This is a genomic window from Clostridium sp. TJA020 (genome assembly GCF_058310295.1).
The window spans coordinates 21504-43691 of the sequence record NZ_JBZEFC010000010.1 but is presented as its reverse complement, the minus strand read 5'-3'; the positions used below and the strand labels follow the sequence as shown (position 1 = coordinate 43691).

Sequence of the window (22188 nt, the reverse complement as noted above, 5' to 3'; positions counted from 1 at the left end):
ACAAGCCTTAATAAAACAGTCGGTGAAGAACAAAGCGAACTAATGGACCTTATAGAAAGTAAAGATAATTGTATAGAAAAGATAGAAGATGATTTATATACAAAGGAATTAAGAAAAGAGCTAGAGGGTGTAATGAATAGTTATAATACATTACATGAGAGAGAAGTATTAAAGCTATATTATGGTTGGGATACGGACCAAGTATCAATAGAAGATATAGCAGATATATTTCAAGCCTCTTCTAATGATATAAGAAGTACTAAATCAAAGGCTATAAGAAAAATAAGAAACAGTACATGGTTTAGAATTGAATATAACAGAAGGTACAGAGAAGATATGACCTTTGAGAGAATTATAAGAAATATAGATTTTGAAATAAATTTAAAGCAATACAATAAATATTCCTGAAATATAAAATAATACTAATTAACTAAAAATTTACAAAAATAAATGTAATTATTAAGGAGAATTATATTAAAATTAAAAAAACGTTTTATAAATGGAGGGTTATTGTGAAATTAGAAAAAAAATTTCTGTTAATTGGTGTGTTGGTTATATTTATAATAATAAGTGGGATACTAGGAATATATTTTGTTAAAAATAAAAATATTTCTGAAAATGAAAAGGTAGAACAATCGTTAGAAAAATTTCAATATTCAAATAATATTAAACAAAAATCTATTATTTCTATTAAAGATTTTAATAAAGATAATAAGATAGTTATATGGCAAAGTACAAAAGATGATGTTATATTTTCTATAATTCATAAGCATATATTTAAAGGGTGGAGAGTTGAAACATCTACTTCTAATGGATTTGTAAAAAATAATACTATTGTATATACAAGTGCCCCTAAATATAATATTGGTATTATGATTGGATCTATAAAATATGATAATAATATAAAAAGTATAAAGATAGATAATAAAAAGGTTGAATCAATAATATTTGAGAACAATATAATATTTTTTATTTATACTGATATTAATAAGCTCATGAAAGAGAATATGTATTATAAACCTAATTTAAATATAGAATATAAAAATAATAAAGTATTTAATAATAATGGATGGGAATGGAATTTAAATAATAAGTAAAAGGATAGGATTAATTTTCTTATCCTTTTATTTATTATGGGTGTAAAGTATTTAACGCCCTATAAATTGAGGAGGAGAGGTAATGGAGCATAGAGAATTAATGATGAAGAGAATAGAAGATATGGGATTAAGTTTAGAAGATGTATATAAGAGGGAAGAGGCTTATTTCAAGGCTATACATAATAAAGAATATGATAAGTATTTAGTATATGTAAAAGATTTAGGATTAACTCAATGTTGGGCGAGTAATAAAAGAAAGATAAAAAGTCCTGTGTATGTTAAGGTAAGTATATATACAGTATTTAAGTATTATATAAATCTAGGAATAGTATTTAGAGATAAGAATAAGAGATATTATACTATGGAAGAAGTAGAGCAGTTATTGAAAGAGTATTAAGGAATATTGATTTAGGTATTGATATGAATAATACCTATAATATTTAAGTTTATTGGAGTGAGTAAATGAGCAATAGTGAAGTAATTAGAAGGTTTGAAAGAGTTATTACAGAATATAAAGGGTTATCATATAAGATTGATTTTATAAATAAAGAAATAGAGATAGTTAAAAATGATGAATACTCTAAAGATGATGAATTAATAAAGTTAAATAAAGATTTAAATAAATATATTAGACTTAAAAATATGTTACATATGTGTTTAAATAATTTAAATGGAACAGAAAGAAAACTTATAGAATTAAGATATTTAAGTAAAGAAAAATTAACATGGAAACAGATAGCTAATGTAGTTGGTTATTCAGAAGATTATTGCAGAAAAGGAATAAAGACTAAAGCTATAAATAAAATAATAATTGCTATAAAAGAAAGTGGTATTGATATAAACAATTTACTTAAAGGGTAAGATTAAAGTTCTTACCCTTATTTTATTAGCCATAGAAGGACTAGAAGTTATATTTTAGGTTTGAATAAAAATAATATTAGAAAGTTTATTTTATTGAATTAATAATTTTAGGAACTTGATCTTTCATGCTGTTGTATGTAGAGTATTCCGAATTATTATCTGGAAAGCCTGTATCAGTAGGGCCACCAATAAAATATTTATTATTTTTTATATTTATATATTTTTTGGAATTTATGCTGTCATATTCAGAGGAATTTATTGATTGAGTATTAGAATTAGCAATAATGAATAAAAGACCTTTTAAATTATCTGACTTTTGTGGTTTAAAATATACAGATAATGAATCTTTAGATTCTTCAACCACATACTTATTAGTCCAATTTTTAGGAAATTTAATTGTTAAGTTTAAGGCTTTAGATTTGTATGGAATAGATGGAATATTTGAATATACTTTATAACTTAATAATAAAAGTATCAATATTATTAGTGAAATTGATGTAAATTTTTTCATTAAATTTTACTCTCCTTATAGTATTATAAGTATATTTTAGGTGAATAAATTTTAGTGCACAATATATAATAAATAATTTAAAGATAATGTTTACAATTAATAGGTTAGGAAATAGAGTGCTAAAAATTAAAAGTTTATAAGAGTAAAATAGCATTCAAGGATAGAGAAAATGATAATAGCATTGCATAAATGAGTAAAGAAAATTTATAATAGAGAAAGTAAAGGTTATTATAATAACTTTTACTTCAATGATAAGGGAGATGAGATATATGCAAGATTTAACAGTAAGATCAGAGAATATACAGAGAATATACGAATATTATACTCATAATAGAATGTTGGTTAATAGAAGATATCAGAGAAAATTAGTATGGAATATAGAGGAAAAATCAGCTTTTATAGATTCAATAATCAATGGATATCCAGTTCCATTAATATTATTAGCTGAGATTAACAGTGATTCAGATACAAGTTTTGAAATAATTGATGGAATGCAGAGATTAAATGCTATTATTTCATTTATTGAAGGGGAATTTAGTGTTGATGGTGGATATTTTGATTTGGAAGCTATGGCTGAAAGTAAATTTATTCATGATCAAGGAAAGTTAAAACAAAATATGCCGGTTTTAGATAGAAAGAAATGTACAAATATTGCTTCCTATGTATTACCGTTGTCAATATATAAAATGGAAACAACTGAACAAATTGATGAAATATTTAGAAGAATAAATTCAAATGGGAAACATTTATCTAAGCAAGAAATAAGGCAAGCAGGAGCGACGTCGGTATATGCAAATATTGTTAGGGAATTATCAAGTGAAGTTAGAGGAGACGCATCTTTAAGAGACCAGTTATTATTAAATGAAATGAAAAATATAAGTATCACAAATAAAGAGCTTAAATATGGAATAAACGTTGATGAAGTTTTTTGGGTTAAAAATACAATAATTAGAAGAGAGCAAGTTAGAGAATCAAAAGATGAAGAAATAATAGCAGACATGCTAGCATATATGTTACTAAAAGATAAACCCGTATCAAGTAGCAAAATGTTAGATGAATTATATGGGATAAGAGAAAGCAAAAGTAAGAGGCACAAAGAAATAGAACAAGCTATAAATTTGAGAGGTAAAGAGAATATAAAAAAAGATTTTTATCTTGTATTAGACACTATAAGAGTTGTTTTAAAAGAATCTAATAAAAAATTTAATGAACTTTTATTTAATGGGAATACATTAGATAAAATACCGAGATATTTCCAGGTTATATTTCTTGCTTTAAATGAACTACTAATAGTTGATAATAAAAAAATAAGTTCAGTAAATGGACTTATAAAGGATCTTAATGGCATTGGTAAACATATAAATATTAGTCAAGGTGGAGGAACTTGGGCGGCAACTGAGAGAGATAGTAATGTTCGATCAGTTAAAGGTATTTTAAGTAAACATTTTACTGAAAATTTAGAAGATCCAGGAATACATCAATGGAGTATGGAATTAGAAACTATATTAAGTCAATCAAGTACCGAACAAAGTTCATTTGATTTTAAAATTGGATTTTGTAATATACAGAATAAGGAATTTATAGATAAAACGTTTAGTAAAACTATAAAAACTTTAACAGCAATGGTTAATAGAGGTAAAGGTCAAGTTGGGTATTTAATTATTGGAGTGGCAGATAAAGAATCAGATACAAAAGACGTAGAAGCTGTAACTGGGGAAAAAAGTTTAAAAGTTGGTAAGCATTTTGTAACTGGAGTTAATCATGACATAAAGATTTTGGGATTAGATCCAGATAAGTATTTCCAAAAGATAATACAAAAACTTGAAAAAGAACCTATTGAAAGTAAATATATTTCAAAAATAAGCAATAGTATAAGATTTTTAAATTATGGTGGAAAACACGTAATTATAATGAAATTAGAAAAATGTGATGAAGCAATTTTATATGATAATAATTATTATGAAAGAAGAGGAGCTAATAATCATAAGATAGAAATACAGGATATGGCTTCATTTTTTAAGAGATTTAATTAAATAACTAAATTTAAGAAGGCTATAAAAGGCCTTCTTTTTTTATTTATTTTATTGTAGAGGAGAGAAAGAGCTAAATAAAATAATAATGACTATATAACAAGATTTAAGCGTAATATAAAAAGTATTAAAATAATATATTTCGTTTTCAAAGGTCCAAAGTTAAAAAGGTGACACTAAGGGGACAATTTTCAAATATAGAAGAAGATATAAATAAATTTATTAAAATATAAAATATTTATAAATAGAGCATTTTCAACGGTTTGAATATAATATTAAAATGTATAGAAATATATTAAAATGCATAGTTTCATACCTGTTGGGAGTGCCACTTACATATAAGAAAAGGCTTAACCGTAATGGTTAAGCCTTTTTATTGTGCTTAAAAGGTGACAAAAGTTTGTATTAGTACATTAGAAATAGTTTAATTCAGTTTTTATTATGTAATAAAATTTTACTTTTTAAGTAATTAAAACTTACCTCTTTTAAAAAAATTACTTTTGAATACGTTAACATAAAGTTAAAGGAAATATTAGGAGGTAAATAATAATGAAAAAGAAAAGTTTAATTGCTGTAACTCTTTCAGCAGTTATAAGTTTAGGTTTATTTGCTGGGTGTGGAGCAGATAAAAAAGAAGAAAAGGCATCAGGAGAAACTTTAACAATTTATTGTGGTCTTATGGAAGATCATATGGTAAAAGCGGTTGAAGAATTTAAAAAGGAAACAGGAATAGATGCACAAGCGGTAAGAATGTCATCAGGTGAAATACTTGGCAGAATAAGAGCAGAAAAAGATAATCCTAAGGCTTCAGTTTGGTTTGGAGGCCCAGCAGATGCATTCGTTCAAGCTGGAGATGAGGGATTATTAGAAGCTTATAATTCACCAGAAGCAAAAGAAATACCAGATAAATATAAAGATCCAAAAGGATTATGGACTGGAATTTATGTTGGTTATTTAGGATTTGCTTCAAACTCTAAATTATTAAAAGAAAAAGGAATAGAGGCTCCAAAAAGTTGGGCAGATTTATTAAAACCTGAGTTTAAAGGTCAAATTTCTATGGCAAATCCAGGTTCATCAGGAACTGCATATACAATGCTTGCTACTATTGTTCAACTTATGGGAGAAAAAAAGGGAATGGAGTATATGGCTAAATTAAATAAGAATATTAAGTCATATGAAAAGTCAGGAACTGCTCCAGCTAGAATGGCAGGACAAGGTGAAGTTATGGTTGGTATTTCATTCTTACATGATGCAATTAAATATAGAGAAGAAGGAATGAAGGATTTAGTTTTAACTGCACCTAGTGAAGGAACTGGATATGAAGTTGGTGCTGTTGGTATATTAAAAGGTGCTCCAAATCAAGAGGGAGCTAAAAAGTTTGTAGACTTTGTTTTATCTAAAAAAGGTGAAGAAATAGGACAAACTGTTGGTTCATATCAATTTTTAACAAATCCAGCTGCAAATAGTCCAAGTCAAGCAGCAGAAATTAAAGATACTAAACTTATAAATTATAACTTAGAATGGGCAGGAAGCAATAGAGGTAAATTAGTAGAAGAGTGGAATAAAGCAATAAAAAAATAAATTTAAAATTTTAAGGTAAGGACAATATACTATTTAATAAATAGTATATTGTCCTGCTAAGTTTAGTTGTTTTTATAAGCTGAAGGGAGAAAATAATCATGTCAATGTACACTAGGAAGTTAAAACTAAAGCATGAATTAAGAGATATGAAAAAGATATGGAGAGATCCGATACTTTTAACTACAATAATATTTCTTATAATTTCATTATCAATATTCATATTATATCCTTTGTATTCAGTACTAAAGGTAAGTTTTATAGATGCAGGTAAAGAGTTTAGCTTTGCATCATATAATCAAGTTTTAAAAGACTTAGATTTTAGAGCAACATTTTGGAATACTATAAAACTTGGAGTAACTGTTGGAGTATTATCAACTATAATTGGATTTATATTTGCTTATGCAGATGCGTACATAAAATCACATTTTAAGAAATTATTTAAATTAGTATCTATATTACCAATAATTTCTCCACCTTTTGTATTAGCATTATCAGCTATTATGTTATTTGGACAATTTGGTATTATAACTAGACAATTACTTGGAATGAATGATGCTAATATTTATGGATTTAAAGGCATTGTAATGGTTCAAACTATGACATTTTTTCCAATAGCCTATCTTTTATTAATTGGATTACTTAAAAAAATTGATCCAGCTTTGGAAGAGGCTTCAAGAAGTATGGGAGCATCAAGGTGGACAACTTTTAAAACAGTAACATTACCTCTTATGCTACCTGGGATTGCAAATGCATTTTTATTAACTTTTATTGAAGTAGTAGCGGATTTCTCAAATCCTATGGTTATTGGAGGTAGTTATTCAACATTAGCAACTAAAATATATATGCAGGCAATAGGAAATTATGATATGAGTGGAGGAGCTGCAGTTGCAGTTATACTGTTAGTTCTTTCAGTTCTTTTATTTGTATTAGAAAAGTTTTGGATTGAAAGAAAATCATATGTAACAGTAACAGGTAAGGCATCAAAAGAAAGAATATTAATTGAAGATTCTAATATAGTATGGCCAATAGATATATTCTGCTTATTAGTTACTATATTTGTATTAGCATTTTATATTTTAATACCGTTAGGCGGATTCTTTAAGGTAATGGGTGTAGATTATTCATTAACTTTAGAGCATTTTAAATATGTATTTGATTTAGGATTTGAATCAGTAAAAGATACAGTAATATTATCACTTTGGGCAACACCTATAACAGGAATTATAGGAATGGTTATAGCATTCTTAGTTGCAAGAAAGAGATTTATTGGTAGAGGATACATTGAGTTTGTATCATTACTAGCTATGGCAGTTCCAGGTACTGTTTTAGGACTTGGATATATAAATGCGTTTAATGCAAAACCATTACTTTTAACAGGTACATGTTTAATTATAGTAATTGCTTTTGTAGTTAGAAGTTTACCAGTAGGAATAAGAGCTGGAATAACTTCACTTGGACAAATAGATCCAGCAATAGAAGAAGCGGCACAAGATTTAGGAGCTAATTCTAAAAAAGTATTTACATCTGTTACACTTCCTCTTATTAAATCAGCTTTCTTTAGTGGATTAGTATATACATTTGTAAGAAGTATGACAGCAGTAAGTGCAGTAGTATTTTTAGTTACACCTAAGTATCAATTATTAACTGCATCAATACTTTCACAAGTTGATACAGGAAGATTTGGTGTTGCATCAGCATATTCAACTGTATTAATAGTTATAGTTTATATAGCTATAGCATTGATGTATTTTGGGTTAAGTAAGATGGGGGTAAGTAAATCAAGTGATAGTGTTATATAAAAAAGTAAGGAGTTGTAGTAATTATGGAAAGAAGCAAAGGTGTAAATATAAAGAATTTAACTAAGATATATTTAAGTCATAATAAAAATTCAGAGTTTAAGGCTGTTGATAATATATCAGTAGATATAAAAGCTGGTGAATTTGTAACTCTTTTAGGTCCATCAGGTTGTGGTAAAACAACTACATTAAGAATGGTTGCTGGATTTGAAATACCTACAGAAGGAGAAATTTATCTTGGCGGTGATAAAATAAATGATTTAACACCAGATAAGAGAGATACAGCTATGGTTTTCCAAAGTTATGCGTTATTTCCTCATTTAAATATATTTGATAATATTGCATATGGATTAAAGCTTAAAAAAATGAGTAAGGAAGAAATTAAAGAAAAAGTAAATAATATAATAGACCTTGTTGGTCTTAAAGGTATGGAAAATAGAAGTCCAAATCAACTTTCAGGAGGTCAACAACAAAGAGTTGCCCTTGCAAGAGCATTAGTTATGGAACCGGGAGTATTACTTTTTGATGAGCCTTTATCAAATTTAGATGCAAAGCTTAGAGTTTATATGAGAACTGAAATAAGAAAAATTCAAAAGAAAACAGGAATAACTGCTATATATGTAACTCATGATCAATCAGAAGCTATGAGTCTTTCAGATAGGATTATAATTATGAAAGATGGAATTATAGAACAAGTTGGTACTCCTGAAGAAGTATATGGAAAACCAAGTAATAAATTTGTTGCGGAATTTATAGGTAATGTAAACTTTTTAAAAACTAAAGTTGAAAAGATAGAAGACGGAAAAGCTTTAGTTAAAATTGGCGAAAACAAATTTAAACTTAATTATAGTGGAAATAAAAAGGTTTCTGATGAAGTTAGTGTAGTTTTAAGACCAGAAGCAATAGAAATTGGAAAGGAAGGAATACTTGAAGGGAAGGTTATATCATCAACATTTATGGGATCATATCAGGATTATATAGTTGAAGTAAATGGTGATAATATTTGTATAGAAGTAACTAATCCTAAAGCAAAAGAACATTTCTCAGAAGGAGATATGGTCAAGCTTAATTTTAATCCACAAGTTCTTCATATTGTTTAGATTTAGATATATCCCTTTAGTTAAAATATTATTTTATATTATATATAAAATAGGGGAGGCCGATAATGGAGATAAGGGATATTGTAATTAGATTATTTTTAGCTGTTTTAATAGGGGGAGCTATAGGATATGAGAGAGAATTTAAAAATAGACCTGCTGGATTTAGAACTCATATATTAGTATGTGTAGGTGCTACAGTAGTTTCTTTAATACAATCTCATATGTCTGAAACGGCAATGAATAATATAATATTACATCCTGAATTAAGTAATGTTATAAAGGTTGATTACGCAAGGCTTGGAGCACAAGTAATAACAGGAGTTGGATTTTTAGGGGCAGGTACTATATTACATGATAAAGGATCTATAAAAGGTCTTACAACTGCTGCTTCTATTTGGGTAGTTGCTTGTGTTGGATTGGCTATAGGAATGGGTTATTACTCTATAGGTATACTTTCAGGAATATGTATAGTATTAGTTCTTGGGGTACTTAAGAAGTTTCAAAATAAATTTATAACTCAACCAGATTGCATAAAGATTCAAGTATCATATGTTGACAAAAAAGATGCGTTAGAATATATTGAGAGTTACTTAATGAGAAAAGCTATAAAAATAAAGAATATAGAGTTTTACATTAAGGATAATATTAAAGAATATAATAACGTTGATAGCTGCTTATATACTATTGAAATTCCTAGGAGTATTGATATAAGCAATTTAATTAGCGAATTATCTAGAAGCGATAGCATTTTTAGTGTTGAGTTAGTAGAAGATTAAAAGAATGTTGCAAAATTAATTTTGCAACATTTTTTATGTTTAAAATGGAATTATAGAATAAGTTAAATATTAACAATATGTAAATTGGGTTAATAAAAACATAAAATATATTATTTTATATGTATAATCAAATTATGAGTAAACGTTATCGTACATTTAAAAATAGAATTACAATTGCATTTGTAATAGTATCAATATGTCCATTTTTAATATTTGGATTTTATAATTTAATTTATACTTATAATTCAACAAGAAAAGAAGTAAAAAAATTTACTTTAGCAAGTATTAAAAATAGCTCTGAAAATATAACAAATTCAATGGTTGGCTTTAGTAATATGGTTGACTTTATATCTTCTAATAATGAAATTATAGATATAGTTAAAAGTGATGATAAAAATAATAATGAGAAAAAATTTAAAAATACACAAAAGTTATATAATATAACCTCAACTTTAATTTCAACAATGCCGATGAAAATGCCAATACATATTATAGACAAGGATAAGGTAAGTAGATATTCATCAACTAATTATTATAAACCAATATATAAAGATGTTTATGGGGATTTTTACAAAAGTTTAGAAGCAGATGAAAATAGAGTTCATCAAAAGATTTATAGAAGATTTGATAGTGAATTACATCAGGATATAGTTTTGGTATTAGGTAAGGCTATAGTAGATAAAAATAAGAAGGTTATCGGATATGTAATTATTGAGATTTTAGAAAAATATTTTAATCAATATATTGATGATGTAACCTTTTTTAAGGACAGTAATATATACGTTACTGATATAAATAATAAAATAATAGTAGACAGGAACCATATAGAGAATGTAGGGAAAAGTTTAAATGATGTAATTAATAAAAATGATAAAATTTATTATTCAAGTAAAGATATAAAGAAATTTAATGTTATTTCTACCATTCCTAAAAAGGATTTGTATTATGAGTTACTAAGTAATATAAAGGTATTTTTGATTTTGATATTAATTGTAATTATTTTAGGAACAATAGTTATTTATAATATTAGTAAAAGAATCTCAAATCCAGTACATGAAATGAGTGAGGTTATTAAACAAATTGAGGATGGTAATCGTAATATAAAGGTTAAGTATAGTGGTGATGATGAGCTAGGTGAACTTTGTGATAAGTTTAATTCAATGATACAAGAAATAAATAGGCTTATAGAAGAAGATTACAATAAAAGAATATTAATAAATCAAGCTAAATTTAATGCTTTAAAAGCTCAGATAAATCCACATTTTTTGTATAATGCGCTAGGAACTATTAATTGGATGGTAAAGTTAGGTGAAAAGGATAAAGTTACAAAGATGATAAATGCTTTATCAAAACTTTTTAGATATTCATGTAAAAATAGTGAAGATGAGGTTCTTATAGGAGAAGAACTCAAAGCTATAGATAATTATTTATACATACAAAAAGTTAGATATGAAGATAAACTAAATATTGAATATCTAATAGAGGATGAAATAAAAAATTGTGAAATAGTAAGATTAACCCTTCAACCAATCGTGGAAAATGCTATAATTCATGGACTTTCTAATAAAGCTGGTAAGTGGAAGATTATTATTAGTGGAAAAATAGAAGGTTCTGATATAGTATTTGAAATTAAGGATAATGGGGTAGGTATAGGAAATAGTAAACATACTGGAGAAGGCGTTGGAATTGATAATGTTGATACTAGAATTAAGATACAGTATGGAGAAAAGTATGGTATAAGTCATAAATCTGAAGAAAATTTAACTGTATTTATTATAAGAATACCTTTAAGGGAGGCAGTAAATGAAAAAAGTTCTTTTAGTTGATGACGAAATATATTCATTAAAAGGTATGGAAGTAGTTATTCCATGGGATGAAATTGGTTGCGTTATTTGTGGATCAACAACTGATTCTAATGAGGCTATAGAAATTGCAATTAAAGAAAAGCCTGATATTGTTATTACTGATATAAATATGCCTTGTATAGATGGTCTTGAATTATTAAATATATTAAAAGGTAAACTTCCAAGATTACAAGGTATAGTTATAACTGGGTATGACGACTTTAAGTATGCAGTAAAAGCAATAAAGCTAAATGTTATAGATTTTATACTTAAGCCATTAGATGAAGAAGAGTTAATTTGCGCCGTAAATAAAGCTATTAATAAACTTGAGATATTTAATAATGTTGTTAAGCCAGATAGAAAATTATTAGATATTGTAAGGGGTGAAACTAATTTAGCCGATATATATAATTATTTTACAAGTGATTGTGTAGTTATGGCTTTTATAGATATTAATAAAAGAGATGATAAAAAAATACAAAACTTAATTGATAATATTTATAAGGAATTAAAAATTAACAATAAATATTACATATTAAAACCTCATAATTACAGAATTGTTTTAGTTATAGATGGAGAAGTTAAAGATGTGGAACATTTATTTAAAGATATATGTAAAAAAGAATTATCTATAGCTGTAACTAAAGCACATAAATTAAATAATATAATTAAGTGTTATTCTGAAGGAAAAAAATTAATTGAAGAAACTTTTTATTTAGGTTATGGAAATATAGTTAGTAAAAATCAAGAGAGAATTAATATGTCAGAAAAAGATATAAGAAATAATTTAGATAAGTTTTATATAGCATTAAATGGAGAGAGTAATTTACTTATAAGAAATAGCATAGAAGATTTATTTAAATTTTTGAAGGATAATAGAATTAATAAGGAAATATGTATAAGTATAACATTGGATATTTTATTTAAATTAAGGGGAAGTATTGATATTTTAAAAAATAAAGAAAATAATATTGAAATTAAAGAAATAGGGTTAACTATAGATTATTTGAAAAGTATAGTAATATTAGAGTCAGAAAGGTATATTGAAATAAAAAAAGAATCTTGTTGGATTAGAGAAGATAGAAGTATTGATAGATGTATAGAGATTATAGAAAATAATTATATGGAAAATTTAAAGTTAAAAGATGTAGCAAAGGAATTATATTTGAATGAATCTTATTTTAGTAGAAGATTTAAAAGTACTGTTGGAGTAGGTTTTAATGAATATCTAACTAAAGTAAGAATGGAAAAGGCTATAGAATTTTTGAAAAAAGGTAAGAAAATTAAAGAGGTATCAAGAGAAGTTGGCTATATAGATTATAGAAACTTTTCTATAAATTTTAAAAAATATACAGGTTTTAATCCAAGAGAATATAAAAGGAAATTGAGCTAGATAATTATCTAGCTCAATTTAATTATTAATAATATTTTAGTGTTAAAAATATATACAATTTTAATGATTTATATAAAAATGTTATATTTATATAACAAAAATGTAAAATATTGTTGTATAATTATATAAAGATAACTTTATATAATTACTAGATTATCACTAATTTATTGAAATCTTAATATAACTTACATTTAAGCTTTTTAATTGATACTTAACTTTAGGCGACTTAATATAAATAAATTTTGTATAAAGGAGAGATTTTTTATGAGTAAGGTATTAAATAATAAGTCATTAGGGTTATATGTAGTTGGTATTTTATCTAGTGTTTGTATAATTTCTGTAGTTGGGCATATACTTATATACTTATTGTTTGATATTATTAATTTAAGAATGATAACTGTAACATATATTTCTTTGTTTTTAGGTTGTATTTTAAAATTAATTAGCTTTCTTTACTAAATGTTTAAGTTTAATTAAATTAATTTGTACTTTATATAATATAAAACCTTCTTTTTGATTTAATTCTTTAGATTCTAAAATATTTTCTTTAAATTAATCAGCAATATATTTTAAATAAATAATTATGCAAATATATAATTATGCAAATATATAATTATCATAATAAAAGAAGTAGAAAAGCTAATAATAAATTATAAGTAACATATTAATAGTTATTTATAGTTTTAATACAACTATATTATAAAGATATATCTCTAAATTATTTAAAATAAAAGGCCTTAATTTTTTGTAAGGTCTTTTATTTTTTTGAAGATAAATTTTTTACTTAAAAAATTTATATAATTTATATATGGAACTAATAAGTTTAAGAAATAATGTAAAAATGAGCAAAAGAAATAAGGCTTAGAAAATTAAATGGAAGTTTAAAAGTTATTTAAAAAAGTTTTTGCAGAAAGAGAAATATAAACAGTTATAGGAGTATATAATAGATGTTATTAATGAAGTAACTGTATGTATAATTTTAGAAGTTATAATGGAGTTTTTAATAATACATTTTTAGATGTATTTTATTGATTTACTCTGTAGAAAAGTTATACACTTATATGAGGATAACATATTTAAATATATAATTTATAAAATTGACTAATGAGAATAGGAGAGTGAATTATCAAATGAAAATTGCAATTGCTGGAGCCGGTGCAATGGGCTCACGTTTTGGGTATATGCTACATGAAGCAGGTAATGAAGTTTTATTAATAGATTTATGGAAAGAACATGTAGATACTATCAATAAAAAAGGATTAACAATTGAGGAAAATAAAATAAGTAAACAAGTTAATATTAAAGTTGTATTACCTAAAGATGCAAAAGAAACACCAGATTTAGTTATACTTTTTACTAAATCAATGGGGCTTGAAAGTATGTTAGAATCTATAAAAGGAATTTTAGGTAAAGATACAAAGGTATTGTGTTTATTAAATGGATTAGGACATGAAGATACAGTTGCAAAGCATATTGATAAGAAAAACATTTTTATGGGAGTAACTTTATGGACAGCTGGATTAGTAGGTCCAGGACATGTTACATTAACAGGTGATGGTAGTTTAGAGGTACAAAATATTTATCCTAACATGGATAATGAAGCAAAGAAAATTTGCAGGGTTTTAAATAAAGCTGGTTTAAATGCACATTATAGCGAGAATGTTTTATTTTCTATATGGCGTAAGGCATGTGTTAATGGAACGTTAAATAGTTGCTGTACAATTTTAGATTGCAATATAAAAGAATTTGGTGAAATTAAAGAATCTGCAAGTATTATACGTAAAATAATTAAAGAATTCTCTGAAGTTGCTAAATATTATGGAGTAAAGCTTGATGTTGAAGAAATTGCTAAAGGAATTGAGAATATTTATGATCCAAATAAGGCTGGGGAGCATTATCCATCAATGCATCAAGATTTAATTCAACATCATCGTCTTACAGAAATTGATTATATTAATGGGTATGTATCAAGAAAGTCTAAAGAATTAAATATAAATACTCCTTATAATGATTTGATTACTAGTTTTATTCATGGAAAAGAGCAATTATTAGTTAAATAAATATAAAAATCAATAATAAAGGATATACTCAAAATATTGAGTATATCCTATTTTTATAAAATAAATATTATTTAGAAATTTTCTCATAAATTATAGGGCTTTCAAATCCAAAGGTTATTTTTCCATCTTTTTTAAACACTTCACTAACTTCTAAAATATTATCTTTTACGGTTTCTTTTAAAATAAATGTTGTTTCTGAATTAAAATAGCTTATGCTTTCCCCTTTAAATTCACCATTTTTATAAATATAAGTCATTGGGGTGAATTTTTCAGATATTTTTAAGTCATTAAAATTCATTTTTAAATTTAAATTATCATTTCTAAAGTCTTCTTTTTTAATATTATTAGGAATATCATATGAAGTTAAAACAATATTTCCATCAGCATTTAAGGTGAATAAGAATAAGTGTGGAAGAGAGTTTTTAAAGTTGCCTATTTCGTAATAGCTTTCTTCCAATACAAAAAATCCATCAAAATTAGTAGGAATATTAAAAATTTTATCGTTGCAAATACCATTTATATGCATAGCTTTAGGATGAATTAATTTATTTTCCTTTAGTTCTAGACTTACTTGATTCTTGTTGTCAAAAGTTCCACATAAATTATTTATAAAAGTATTTAAAATATTCAAGATTAACACCTCCAAATAAATTCTATAAATTAAGTATATTACTTTGAATATACATAAGATAGAAGAAATATAAATAATTATATAATTTTAAATCTTTAAGATAATGGAGAAGGAGATATGAGCATTCAATCAAAGATAATTGATAAATTAATAAAGATAAATATCCATAAATGTGAGAAAGGAAAAATTATTATGGAAATGAGGTGTTTAAGAAATATTGATAGTAAATATAACAAGTATGAGAAGCTTTTTAAGAAGGCTATATCAAAATTAAATGGAATTACAGAAGTTTATTTAGATTTGAATAATGGTTTTGTAATTATAAATTATGATGAAAATAAGCAGAATAAAGAAAACATAATTGATTGGGCATATAAAATTAGGAAAATAGGAATAGAAAATGTAGACTTGATAAAAAATAAAGGGAGAGACAATTTACCTTATGTAGTAAAAATTTTAGAAAAAAAGTTAGAAATAGAAGCAAAAAAGTATTTGTTAAAAAAATAACTAACAAAAATCGACAAAGTTCAAAGCGTTGGTATAACTAGCTTAATAAGACTTTTTACGACATAAAAATACAAAGTATTGTTAAATATATAACAATAGCAATAAAAATAGTTAAAATTTTAACAAATTCAAACCAAAGGTTTGAATTTGTATATATGTAAATCTTTTTCTCTATGATATAATGAAAAATAATATATTTAATTTGAATTATGGGAGAGTGATAATTTTTGGACTCTAGTTATACGGGACAAATAATTTTATTAATAGTGCTACTTATTCTTTCTGGATTCTTTTCAATGTCAGAAACAGCATTAATGTCTTTAAGTAAAATTAGAATTAGACACATGGTTGAAGAAGGGGTAAAAGGAGCTAAGCTCGTAGAAAAATTAATAGAAGATCCAAATAAGCTTTTAGGAGCTATTTTAATAGGAAATAATATAGTTAATATAGGTTCATCTGCTATAGCTACTTCGTTGGCTGTTAAGATTTCAGGTGGAAGTGAATCAGCTGTTGCTATTGTTACAGGAGTAATGACGGTTCTTATACTTATATTTGGTGAAATTACACCTAAGTCTATTGCAAAACAAAAATCAGAAAATGTATCATTAAAAGTTAGCAAACCAATAAAATTTTGTGTTTTTATTTTTAAACCCTTTGTATCCATATTTACTGTTGTGTCAGCAGTATTTATTAAACTTTTAGGGGGAGACCCAAAAGCTACTGAACCATTTATTACAGAAGAAGAGCTTAAGACAATGGTTGGTGTAAGCGAAGAAGAAGGTGTACTTGAAGATGTTGAAAAAGAGATGATATTTAATGTTTTTGATTTTGGTGATTTACAGGTTAAAGATGTAATGGTTCAAAGAGTTGATATTACTGCTGTAGAAGTTAATTCAAGTTATGAAGAACTTATGAAAGTAATAAAAGAAGATCAATTTTCAAGAATTCCTGTTTATGATGATACAATAGATGATGTAGTTGGAATAATAAATGTTAAAGATCTTATTATAGCTGGATATGAAGGTGAAGAATTTGATGCTAAAAAATATATGCGTGAACCTTTATATACGTTTGAATTTAAAAAAATAATTGAACTTTTTAATGAAATGAAAAAATCTAGAAATCATATGGCTGTTGTTCTTGATGAGTATGGTGGTACAGTAGGAATTGTTACAATTGAAGATTTAGTAGAAGAAATAGTTGGTGATATTGAAGATGAATATGATAAAGAAAGAGAAATGATTGAAGTCATTAAAGAAGATGAATATGTTGTTGATGGAAGCGCTAGGCTAGATGATGTTAGTGATCTTATTGGAGTTAATATGGAGTCAGAAGAATTTGATTCTGTAGGTGGTTTAATTATTGGAGAACTTGGTACAATTCCTAGTAAGGGCCAAGAAGTAATGATTGGAAAGATAAGATTTGTAGTTGAAGAAGTTGAAAAAAATAGAATTTTAAAGGTAAGAATATATACTTAAAGTTAGAGGACAGATAATCTGTCCTTTAATTATATTTAAAGTGGTGATTATTTGGATTATATGAAATTAGCTATTGATGAAGGGAAAAAAGCATTAAACTTAATGGAAGTACCTGTTGGAGCTATTATAGTAAAAGATGATGAAATTATTGGAAGTGGGTATAATCTTAAAGAAACTAAAAAAAGTGTTATATCTCATGCTGAAATTATTGCAATAGAAAATGCTTGCAAAACTATTGGGGACTGGAGACTTAATGGAGCTTCTATGTATGTTACTTTAGAGCCTTGCCCTATGTGTGCTAGTGCTATAATTCAAAGTAGAATTTCTAAATTATACATAGGTACATTTAATAAGGATATGGGGGCGTGTGGAACGGTTGTAGATATTGTAAATAATAAATATTTAGATACTTTTATTGATATTGAATGGGTATATAATGAAGAGTGTAGCAACTTATTAAAAGAATTTTTTAGGAAGAGAAGAAAAGAGAAAAACTTAAAATAGAAAGGAGAAATTTTATGAATGATCCTGTAGCTTTTAAAATATTTGGCTTTGATATCATGTGGTATGGTGTATTAATAGGATTTGGTATAATATTAGCATTTATATTAGCTTATTTTAATTCTAAAAGAAAAGGTTTAAAGTTTGAAAACTTAATAGATATATTTTTAATTGCATTTCCTTGTGCAATAATAGGTGCTAGAGTTTACTATGTGATATTTGAATGGAGCAATTATAAACATAATTTTATTGATATATTTAATATAAGACAAGGTGGTCTTGCTATTCATGGTGGACTTATAGGAGCTTTTTTAGCTGCTTTTATTTATACTAAGATTAAAAAGATAAATTTTTTAGCTTATGCAGATTTAGTTGCACCATCAATAATATTAGCTCAAGGTATTGGACGATGGGGTAACTTTATGAATAGTGAAGCTCATGGAGGAGTTGTTTCTAAGGAATTTATATCAAAATTTCCATTATTTATTCAACGTGGTATGTTTATAGATGGTGAGTATTATCACCCAACCTTTTTATATGAATCAATATGGGATTTATTAGTTTGTATAGTATTGGTTATTATACTTTATAAAGTAAAAAAAGGATATGAAGGCATTGTAATAAGTTCTTATATGATTTTATATTCATTAGGAAGATTTTTTATAGAGGGGTTAAGAACAGATAGCTTAATGTTTTTTGGGTTTAGAATAGCTCAATTAATTTCATTTGCAGGAATTATTTTAGGTATAATATTTATTATAATTATTATAAGGAAAAATAAAGAGAGAATGATTTTTGGATAAAATTTATAAAAACTAATGTATATAATTATATACATTAGTTTTTATTTATGTAAAATTAATAATTTTTTGATATAATTTAAAATAAATATTTTTAGTTAGGGGATATACTATGGAAATGAGAAAAATATCTAATGTACTAACTGTAATAGAATTGGTAGTACTTATTTTTATAATATTTGTTGCAAAAACAGGAGTAATAAGAATTGCTTTATTTGTGTTTTTAATGCCTATTTTACTTATAAATGGTCAAATGAAAAAACAAATGTTTAAAGAGGAAAAGGAAAATAGGGATAAAGAATTAAATGAAACAGAAGATAAAAAATAATAAGAAATTTATAGTTAATTATTTTATGTATTAATACTTTTTAATAAAGAAAATGTTTCTATTGAACTAAAATAACATTTATGATAGAATGAAACAGTATTAAAATTTAATACGTTTATAATATAATTTATATATTAAGATTTAGATAGGTTAAACTATTTAAGCTTAAGTTTTTTAATCTGGAGAGATGTCCGAGTGGTCGAAGGAGCACGCCTGGAACGCGTGTGTAGGGGAAACTCTACCGTGGGTTCAAATCCCACTCTCTCCGCCAGACCGTGCTAGATGGGGAGTTAGCGGTGCCCTGTAACCTGCAATCCGCTATAGCAGGATCGAATTCCTCGGGGAGGCTTTAGCTTGTGTGGTCTGCCCTATGTAAGTGGTGTTGATGGCTGGGTCCCACGCAACGGGAGCCCATGAACCTTGTCAGGTCCGGAAGGAAGCAGCAATAAGTGGTTCCTTCCGTGTGCCGTGGATCAATCTGGCCTGAGCTAACTGCATAGGTAACGCATATAAGCTACTGTCGAAGCGAGGTGCACGGTTTTTTAATGTTATTTTGAGCATGAGAATACATATATTCAAAATAAGAATACATATATTCAGTAAATAATTAATTTAGGTTACTCTTCAATAGGATTAACAATATAGGACAAAAACAATAGGATAAGAAAGAGAGGGAGACTTGCATCCAAGAGCAAGTACCCCTCTTTTTCTTGTTTATAAATAAGTGGAGTTACAATTTTAAATGATAAATAAGTTTAGTATAAAATATAATTTAAAAAAAGCAGTCATTAAAATGACTGCTTTAATATATTTGATAAATTATTTTCTTAATAAATCAATAAATTCAAAATTTAATCCACTTTTTTCATCAATTTTTGTTTCTGAAGTGTGGATAACTTTCCATTCATCAAGGTTTATTTGTGGAAAAAATGTATCTGCATCGAAATCCTTATAAACTTTTGTTAAATAAAGTTTATTTGCAAATGGAAGAAATTCTTTATATATTTCTCCACCACCAATTATAAAGATTTCTTCATTAGAATCTTTATAATATTTAATAGCATCTTCAATATTATTGATAATAGTTACCTTATCAGAATCAACATTAAAATTTTTATCTCTAGTTAAAATTATATGTTCTCTATTTGGTAAAATTCCTGGAAGAGATTCAAAAGTTTTTCTTCCCATAAGTATTTTATGACCAGATGTTATCTCTTTAAATCTTTTTAAATCTTCAGAAATGTGCCATAAAAGAGAGTTATCTTTACCTATTGCATTATTAGATGCTGCTATTGCAACTATTATAGATAACATTAAACAGATACCTCCATTTTGATTGCAGGATGATGCTGATAATTTTCAAGTTTTATATCATCTGGTGTAAAATCATAGAAGTCTTTTATTTCAGGATTTATCCATAATTTTGGTGCATCAAATGCTTCATCTTTTCTTGATAATTGAATTTTCATTCCTTCAACTTGGTTTTCATAAATATGTGCATTATTTATAACATGAGTAAATAATCCAGGTTTTAGTCCAGTTACTTGTGCTATAAGATGAACAAGAACTGCATATTGGCTAGTGTTAAATGGAACACCTAGAGGGATATCTCCTGAACGTTGTACAAGCATGCAGTTTAATCTTCCATCAGTTACATCCCACATTGTAAGGAAGCAACATGGGTGAAGAGCACCAGTATCTAAATATGGTATTTGCCATAAGTTAATCATCATTCTTCTATCTTGTGGATTATTTTTTAAAGCGTCTATTAAGTTATCAATTTGATTAAATTTTTTAACAACCCAACCATATGATGTTCCTATAGTTCCATCATCCATCATCCATTCATTCCAAATCTTAACGTTTTGTTCTTGAAGTTTCTTAACGCTATTTGATTGGTCTTTATATATCCATAAAAGTTCTTTAACAGCAGTTTTAAAAGCAACAAATTTAGTTGTAAGAATAGGAAACTCTTTTTCTAAATCAAATTGCATTATTTGATGTGGAAGTTTGTATGTAGCTACTCCAGTTCTATTTTGATCGTAATATCCGTCATTTAAAATTTTTTCTACAATATCAAGATATTGCTTATCGTATAAACTCATTGAAAAAAACTCCTCTCATTTTAGTATCATATTATTTTAACATATTATTTTAATTAAAAAATGAAAACTGCAAAAATAAAAACGTTAGCTTTTTATTAAACTAACGTTATATGTAAACACATTAATATTATAAATATAATACCAAGTCCTTTATGAGCATGGATACTTTTATTAAAAATTCTAAAAATACCTGTTATAAGTATTAATAATAGGTCAATAAGGGCCAAAATACCAATAATATATCCAACTCTCCACTTAAATCCTAAATGTAAAAATATATAAGCATGAATTAATATTAAAGAAATTGATATTAATGCTATTATTATATGAAATCTTTGAAAAATTTTTGATATACTAAATAAATATTTTTTAATTTTTCCTAATATAGTATTTTCTAAAAATTCATTTTGAACTTCTGTTGGAATTACTATATTAATTTTATTTAGCCACTTATTTAATATATTTTCTCTTTTTTGATTTAGATTTTTGATTATACATCTAAGAGCAAATAAAGTAATTGCTAAGAAAAAACCTATTTCAGCTAATGTTGAAAGTGATTTTGCAAAATCTTTTAAATTTTTAGCATTAAAATTTATTAAGTAATTAGTTGAGACGGAATAATAAATAAATCCAGCTGAACATACTACAAGTATTATTCCTAATAAGAAATATATTAAATTGTTTTTTTGAATTGGAAGTAATTTTTTATTCATTAACTCACCTCAAGTCTTTTTATAAATATGTTAGCACTAAAATATTTAAATTTATTATATGTAAACTAAAATTTAA

General features: G+C 25.8%; 23 protein-coding genes, 1 tRNA gene and 1 other RNA gene. 20 read left to right on the top strand and 5 right to left on the bottom strand.

Translation table 11 applies throughout. The annotated features are described in order from the left end of the window. The 4 genes from AC4FQ1_RS12435 to AC4FQ1_RS12420 all read left to right on the top strand — a co-directional run. On the top strand, positions 1-408 hold a 408-nt coding region (locus AC4FQ1_RS12435; protein ID WP_491169802.1), incomplete at its 5' end, for a sigma factor-like helix-turn-helix DNA-binding protein. A gap of 104 nt (positions 409-512) precedes the next feature. Then, entirely contained in the window at positions 513-1097 is a 585-nt protein-coding gene (locus tag AC4FQ1_RS12430; protein WP_491169801.1) for a hypothetical protein, read from the top strand. Positions 1098-1179: 82 nt separating this feature from the next. Continuing rightward, positions 1180-1494, top strand: coding sequence for a hypothetical protein (locus tag AC4FQ1_RS12425; RefSeq protein ID WP_491149371.1), 315 nt, complete (start codon positions 1180-1182; stop codon positions 1492-1494). 65 nt (positions 1495-1559) lie between these two features. After that, positions 1560-1958, top strand: a complete 399-nt coding sequence (locus AC4FQ1_RS12420) for a hypothetical protein (RefSeq protein WP_491169800.1) — start codon at positions 1560-1562, stop codon at positions 1956-1958. A gap of 85 nt (positions 1959-2043) precedes the next feature. Here AC4FQ1_RS12420 and AC4FQ1_RS12415 read toward each other — a convergent pair whose 3' ends face one another. After that, positions 2044-2469, bottom strand: coding sequence for a hypothetical protein (locus tag AC4FQ1_RS12415; RefSeq protein ID WP_491169799.1), 426 nt, complete (start codon positions 2467-2469; stop codon positions 2044-2046). 269 nt (positions 2470-2738) lie between these two features. Here AC4FQ1_RS12415 and AC4FQ1_RS12410 point away from each other — a divergent pair, with 269 nt between their 5' ends. The 9 genes from AC4FQ1_RS12410 (at position 2739) to AC4FQ1_RS12370 (ending at position 15049) form a co-directional block, all read left to right on the top strand. After that, positions 2739-4502 (top strand): GmrSD restriction endonuclease domain-containing protein, encoded by a 1764-nt coding sequence (locus AC4FQ1_RS12410; protein ID WP_491169798.1) that lies wholly within the window; start codon positions 2739-2741, stop codon positions 4500-4502. Between the two features lie 546 nt (positions 4503-5048). Further along, positions 5049-6080 carry an ABC transporter substrate-binding protein gene (locus AC4FQ1_RS12405; RefSeq protein ID WP_303129050.1) on the top strand — a complete coding sequence of 344 codons (1032 nt, stop codon included), beginning with the start codon at positions 5049-5051 and terminating at the stop codon, positions 6078-6080. 98 nt (positions 6081-6178) lie between these two features. Further along, the gene (locus AC4FQ1_RS12400) at positions 6179-7879 is read left to right on the top strand and encodes an ABC transporter permease (RefSeq protein ID WP_303129054.1); all 1701 of its coding nucleotides are present in this window, start codon (positions 6179-6181) and stop codon (positions 7877-7879) included. A 23-nt stretch (positions 7880-7902) separates the two neighbouring features. Next, entirely contained in the window at positions 7903-8976 is a 1074-nt protein-coding gene (locus AC4FQ1_RS12395; protein WP_303129056.1) for an ABC transporter ATP-binding protein, read from the top strand. Positions 8977-9041: 65 nt separating this feature from the next. Further along, entirely contained in the window at positions 9042-9752 is a 711-nt protein-coding gene (locus AC4FQ1_RS12390; protein WP_491169797.1) for an MgtC/SapB family protein, read from the top strand. 134 nt (positions 9753-9886) lie between these two features. Then, complete coding sequence (locus tag AC4FQ1_RS12385; protein WP_491169796.1) at positions 9887-11578, top strand: sensor histidine kinase; 1692 nt, start codon at positions 9887-9889, stop codon at positions 11576-11578. Beyond that, positions 11556-12989: a response regulator transcription factor gene (locus AC4FQ1_RS12380; protein WP_491169795.1), complete on the top strand. Its 1434-nt coding sequence runs from the start codon at positions 11556-11558 to the stop codon at positions 12987-12989. The genes AC4FQ1_RS12385 and AC4FQ1_RS12380 overlap by 23 nt, the downstream gene beginning before the upstream one ends. 264 nt (positions 12990-13253) lie before the next feature. Continuing rightward, entirely contained in the window at positions 13254-13448 is a 195-nt protein-coding gene (locus tag AC4FQ1_RS12375; RefSeq protein WP_303129060.1) for a hypothetical protein, read from the top strand. Positions 13449-14119: 671 nt separating this feature from the next. After that, entirely contained in the window at positions 14120-15049 is a 930-nt protein-coding gene (locus AC4FQ1_RS12370) for a 2-dehydropantoate 2-reductase (protein ID WP_491169794.1), read from the top strand. A gap of 67 nt (positions 15050-15116) precedes the next feature. On the opposite strand, the gene AC4FQ1_RS12365 is transcribed toward AC4FQ1_RS12370, so the two are convergent. Continuing rightward, entirely contained in the window at positions 15117-15680 is a 564-nt protein-coding gene (locus tag AC4FQ1_RS12365) for a hypothetical protein (protein ID WP_491169793.1), read from the bottom strand. A gap of 117 nt (positions 15681-15797) precedes the next feature. Here AC4FQ1_RS12365 and AC4FQ1_RS12360 point away from each other — a divergent pair, with 117 nt between their 5' ends. The 7 genes from AC4FQ1_RS12360 to ffs all read left to right on the top strand — a co-directional run bounded on the left by AC4FQ1_RS12360 (position 15798) and on the right by ffs (position 19832). Further along, a complete protein-coding gene (locus AC4FQ1_RS12360; protein WP_491169792.1) occupies positions 15798-16187 on the top strand; it encodes a hypothetical protein in 390 nt (129 codons plus the stop codon). 227 nt (positions 16188-16414) lie between these two features. Next, complete coding sequence (locus AC4FQ1_RS12355) at positions 16415-17665, top strand: HlyC/CorC family transporter (RefSeq protein WP_303129067.1); 1251 nt, start codon at positions 16415-16417, stop codon at positions 17663-17665. 60 nt (positions 17666-17725) lie between these two features. Continuing rightward, on the top strand, positions 17726-18169 hold the full coding sequence (locus AC4FQ1_RS12350) for a nucleoside deaminase (RefSeq protein ID WP_491149427.1): 444 nt from the start codon (positions 17726-17728) through the stop codon (positions 18167-18169). Between the two features lie 14 nt (positions 18170-18183). Next, on the top strand, positions 18184-18969 hold the full coding sequence (gene lgt, locus AC4FQ1_RS12345; protein WP_491169791.1) for a prolipoprotein diacylglyceryl transferase: 786 nt from the start codon (positions 18184-18186) through the stop codon (positions 18967-18969). A 109-nt stretch (positions 18970-19078) separates the two neighbouring features. Further along, complete coding sequence (locus AC4FQ1_RS12340) at positions 19079-19294, top strand: hypothetical protein (RefSeq protein WP_491169790.1); 216 nt, start codon at positions 19079-19081, stop codon at positions 19292-19294. A gap of 181 nt (positions 19295-19475) precedes the next feature. After that, positions 19476-19565: transfer RNA gene (locus AC4FQ1_RS12335), tRNA-Ser, on the top strand. Between the two features lie 2 nt (positions 19566-19567). Then, positions 19568-19832: signal recognition particle sRNA large type (ffs, locus tag AC4FQ1_RS12330), an RNA gene on the top strand. A gap of 281 nt (positions 19833-20113) precedes the next feature. On the opposite strand, the gene AC4FQ1_RS12325 is transcribed toward ffs, so the two are convergent. From AC4FQ1_RS12325 to AC4FQ1_RS12315, 3 genes are all read right to left on the bottom strand, one after another. Beyond that, the gene (locus tag AC4FQ1_RS12325) at positions 20114-20608 is read right to left on the bottom strand and encodes a dihydrofolate reductase (RefSeq protein WP_303129089.1); all 495 of its coding nucleotides are present in this window, start codon (positions 20606-20608) and stop codon (positions 20114-20116) included. Continuing rightward, entirely contained in the window at positions 20608-21399 is a 792-nt protein-coding gene (locus tag AC4FQ1_RS12320; RefSeq protein ID WP_303129091.1) for a thymidylate synthase, read from the bottom strand. The genes AC4FQ1_RS12325 and AC4FQ1_RS12320 overlap by 1 nt, the downstream gene beginning before the upstream one ends. Before the next feature lie 95 nt (positions 21400-21494). Beyond that, positions 21495-22112, bottom strand: coding sequence for a hypothetical protein (locus AC4FQ1_RS12315; protein ID WP_491169789.1), 618 nt, complete (start codon positions 22110-22112; stop codon positions 21495-21497). Between the last annotated feature and the right edge of the window lie 76 nt (positions 22113-22188).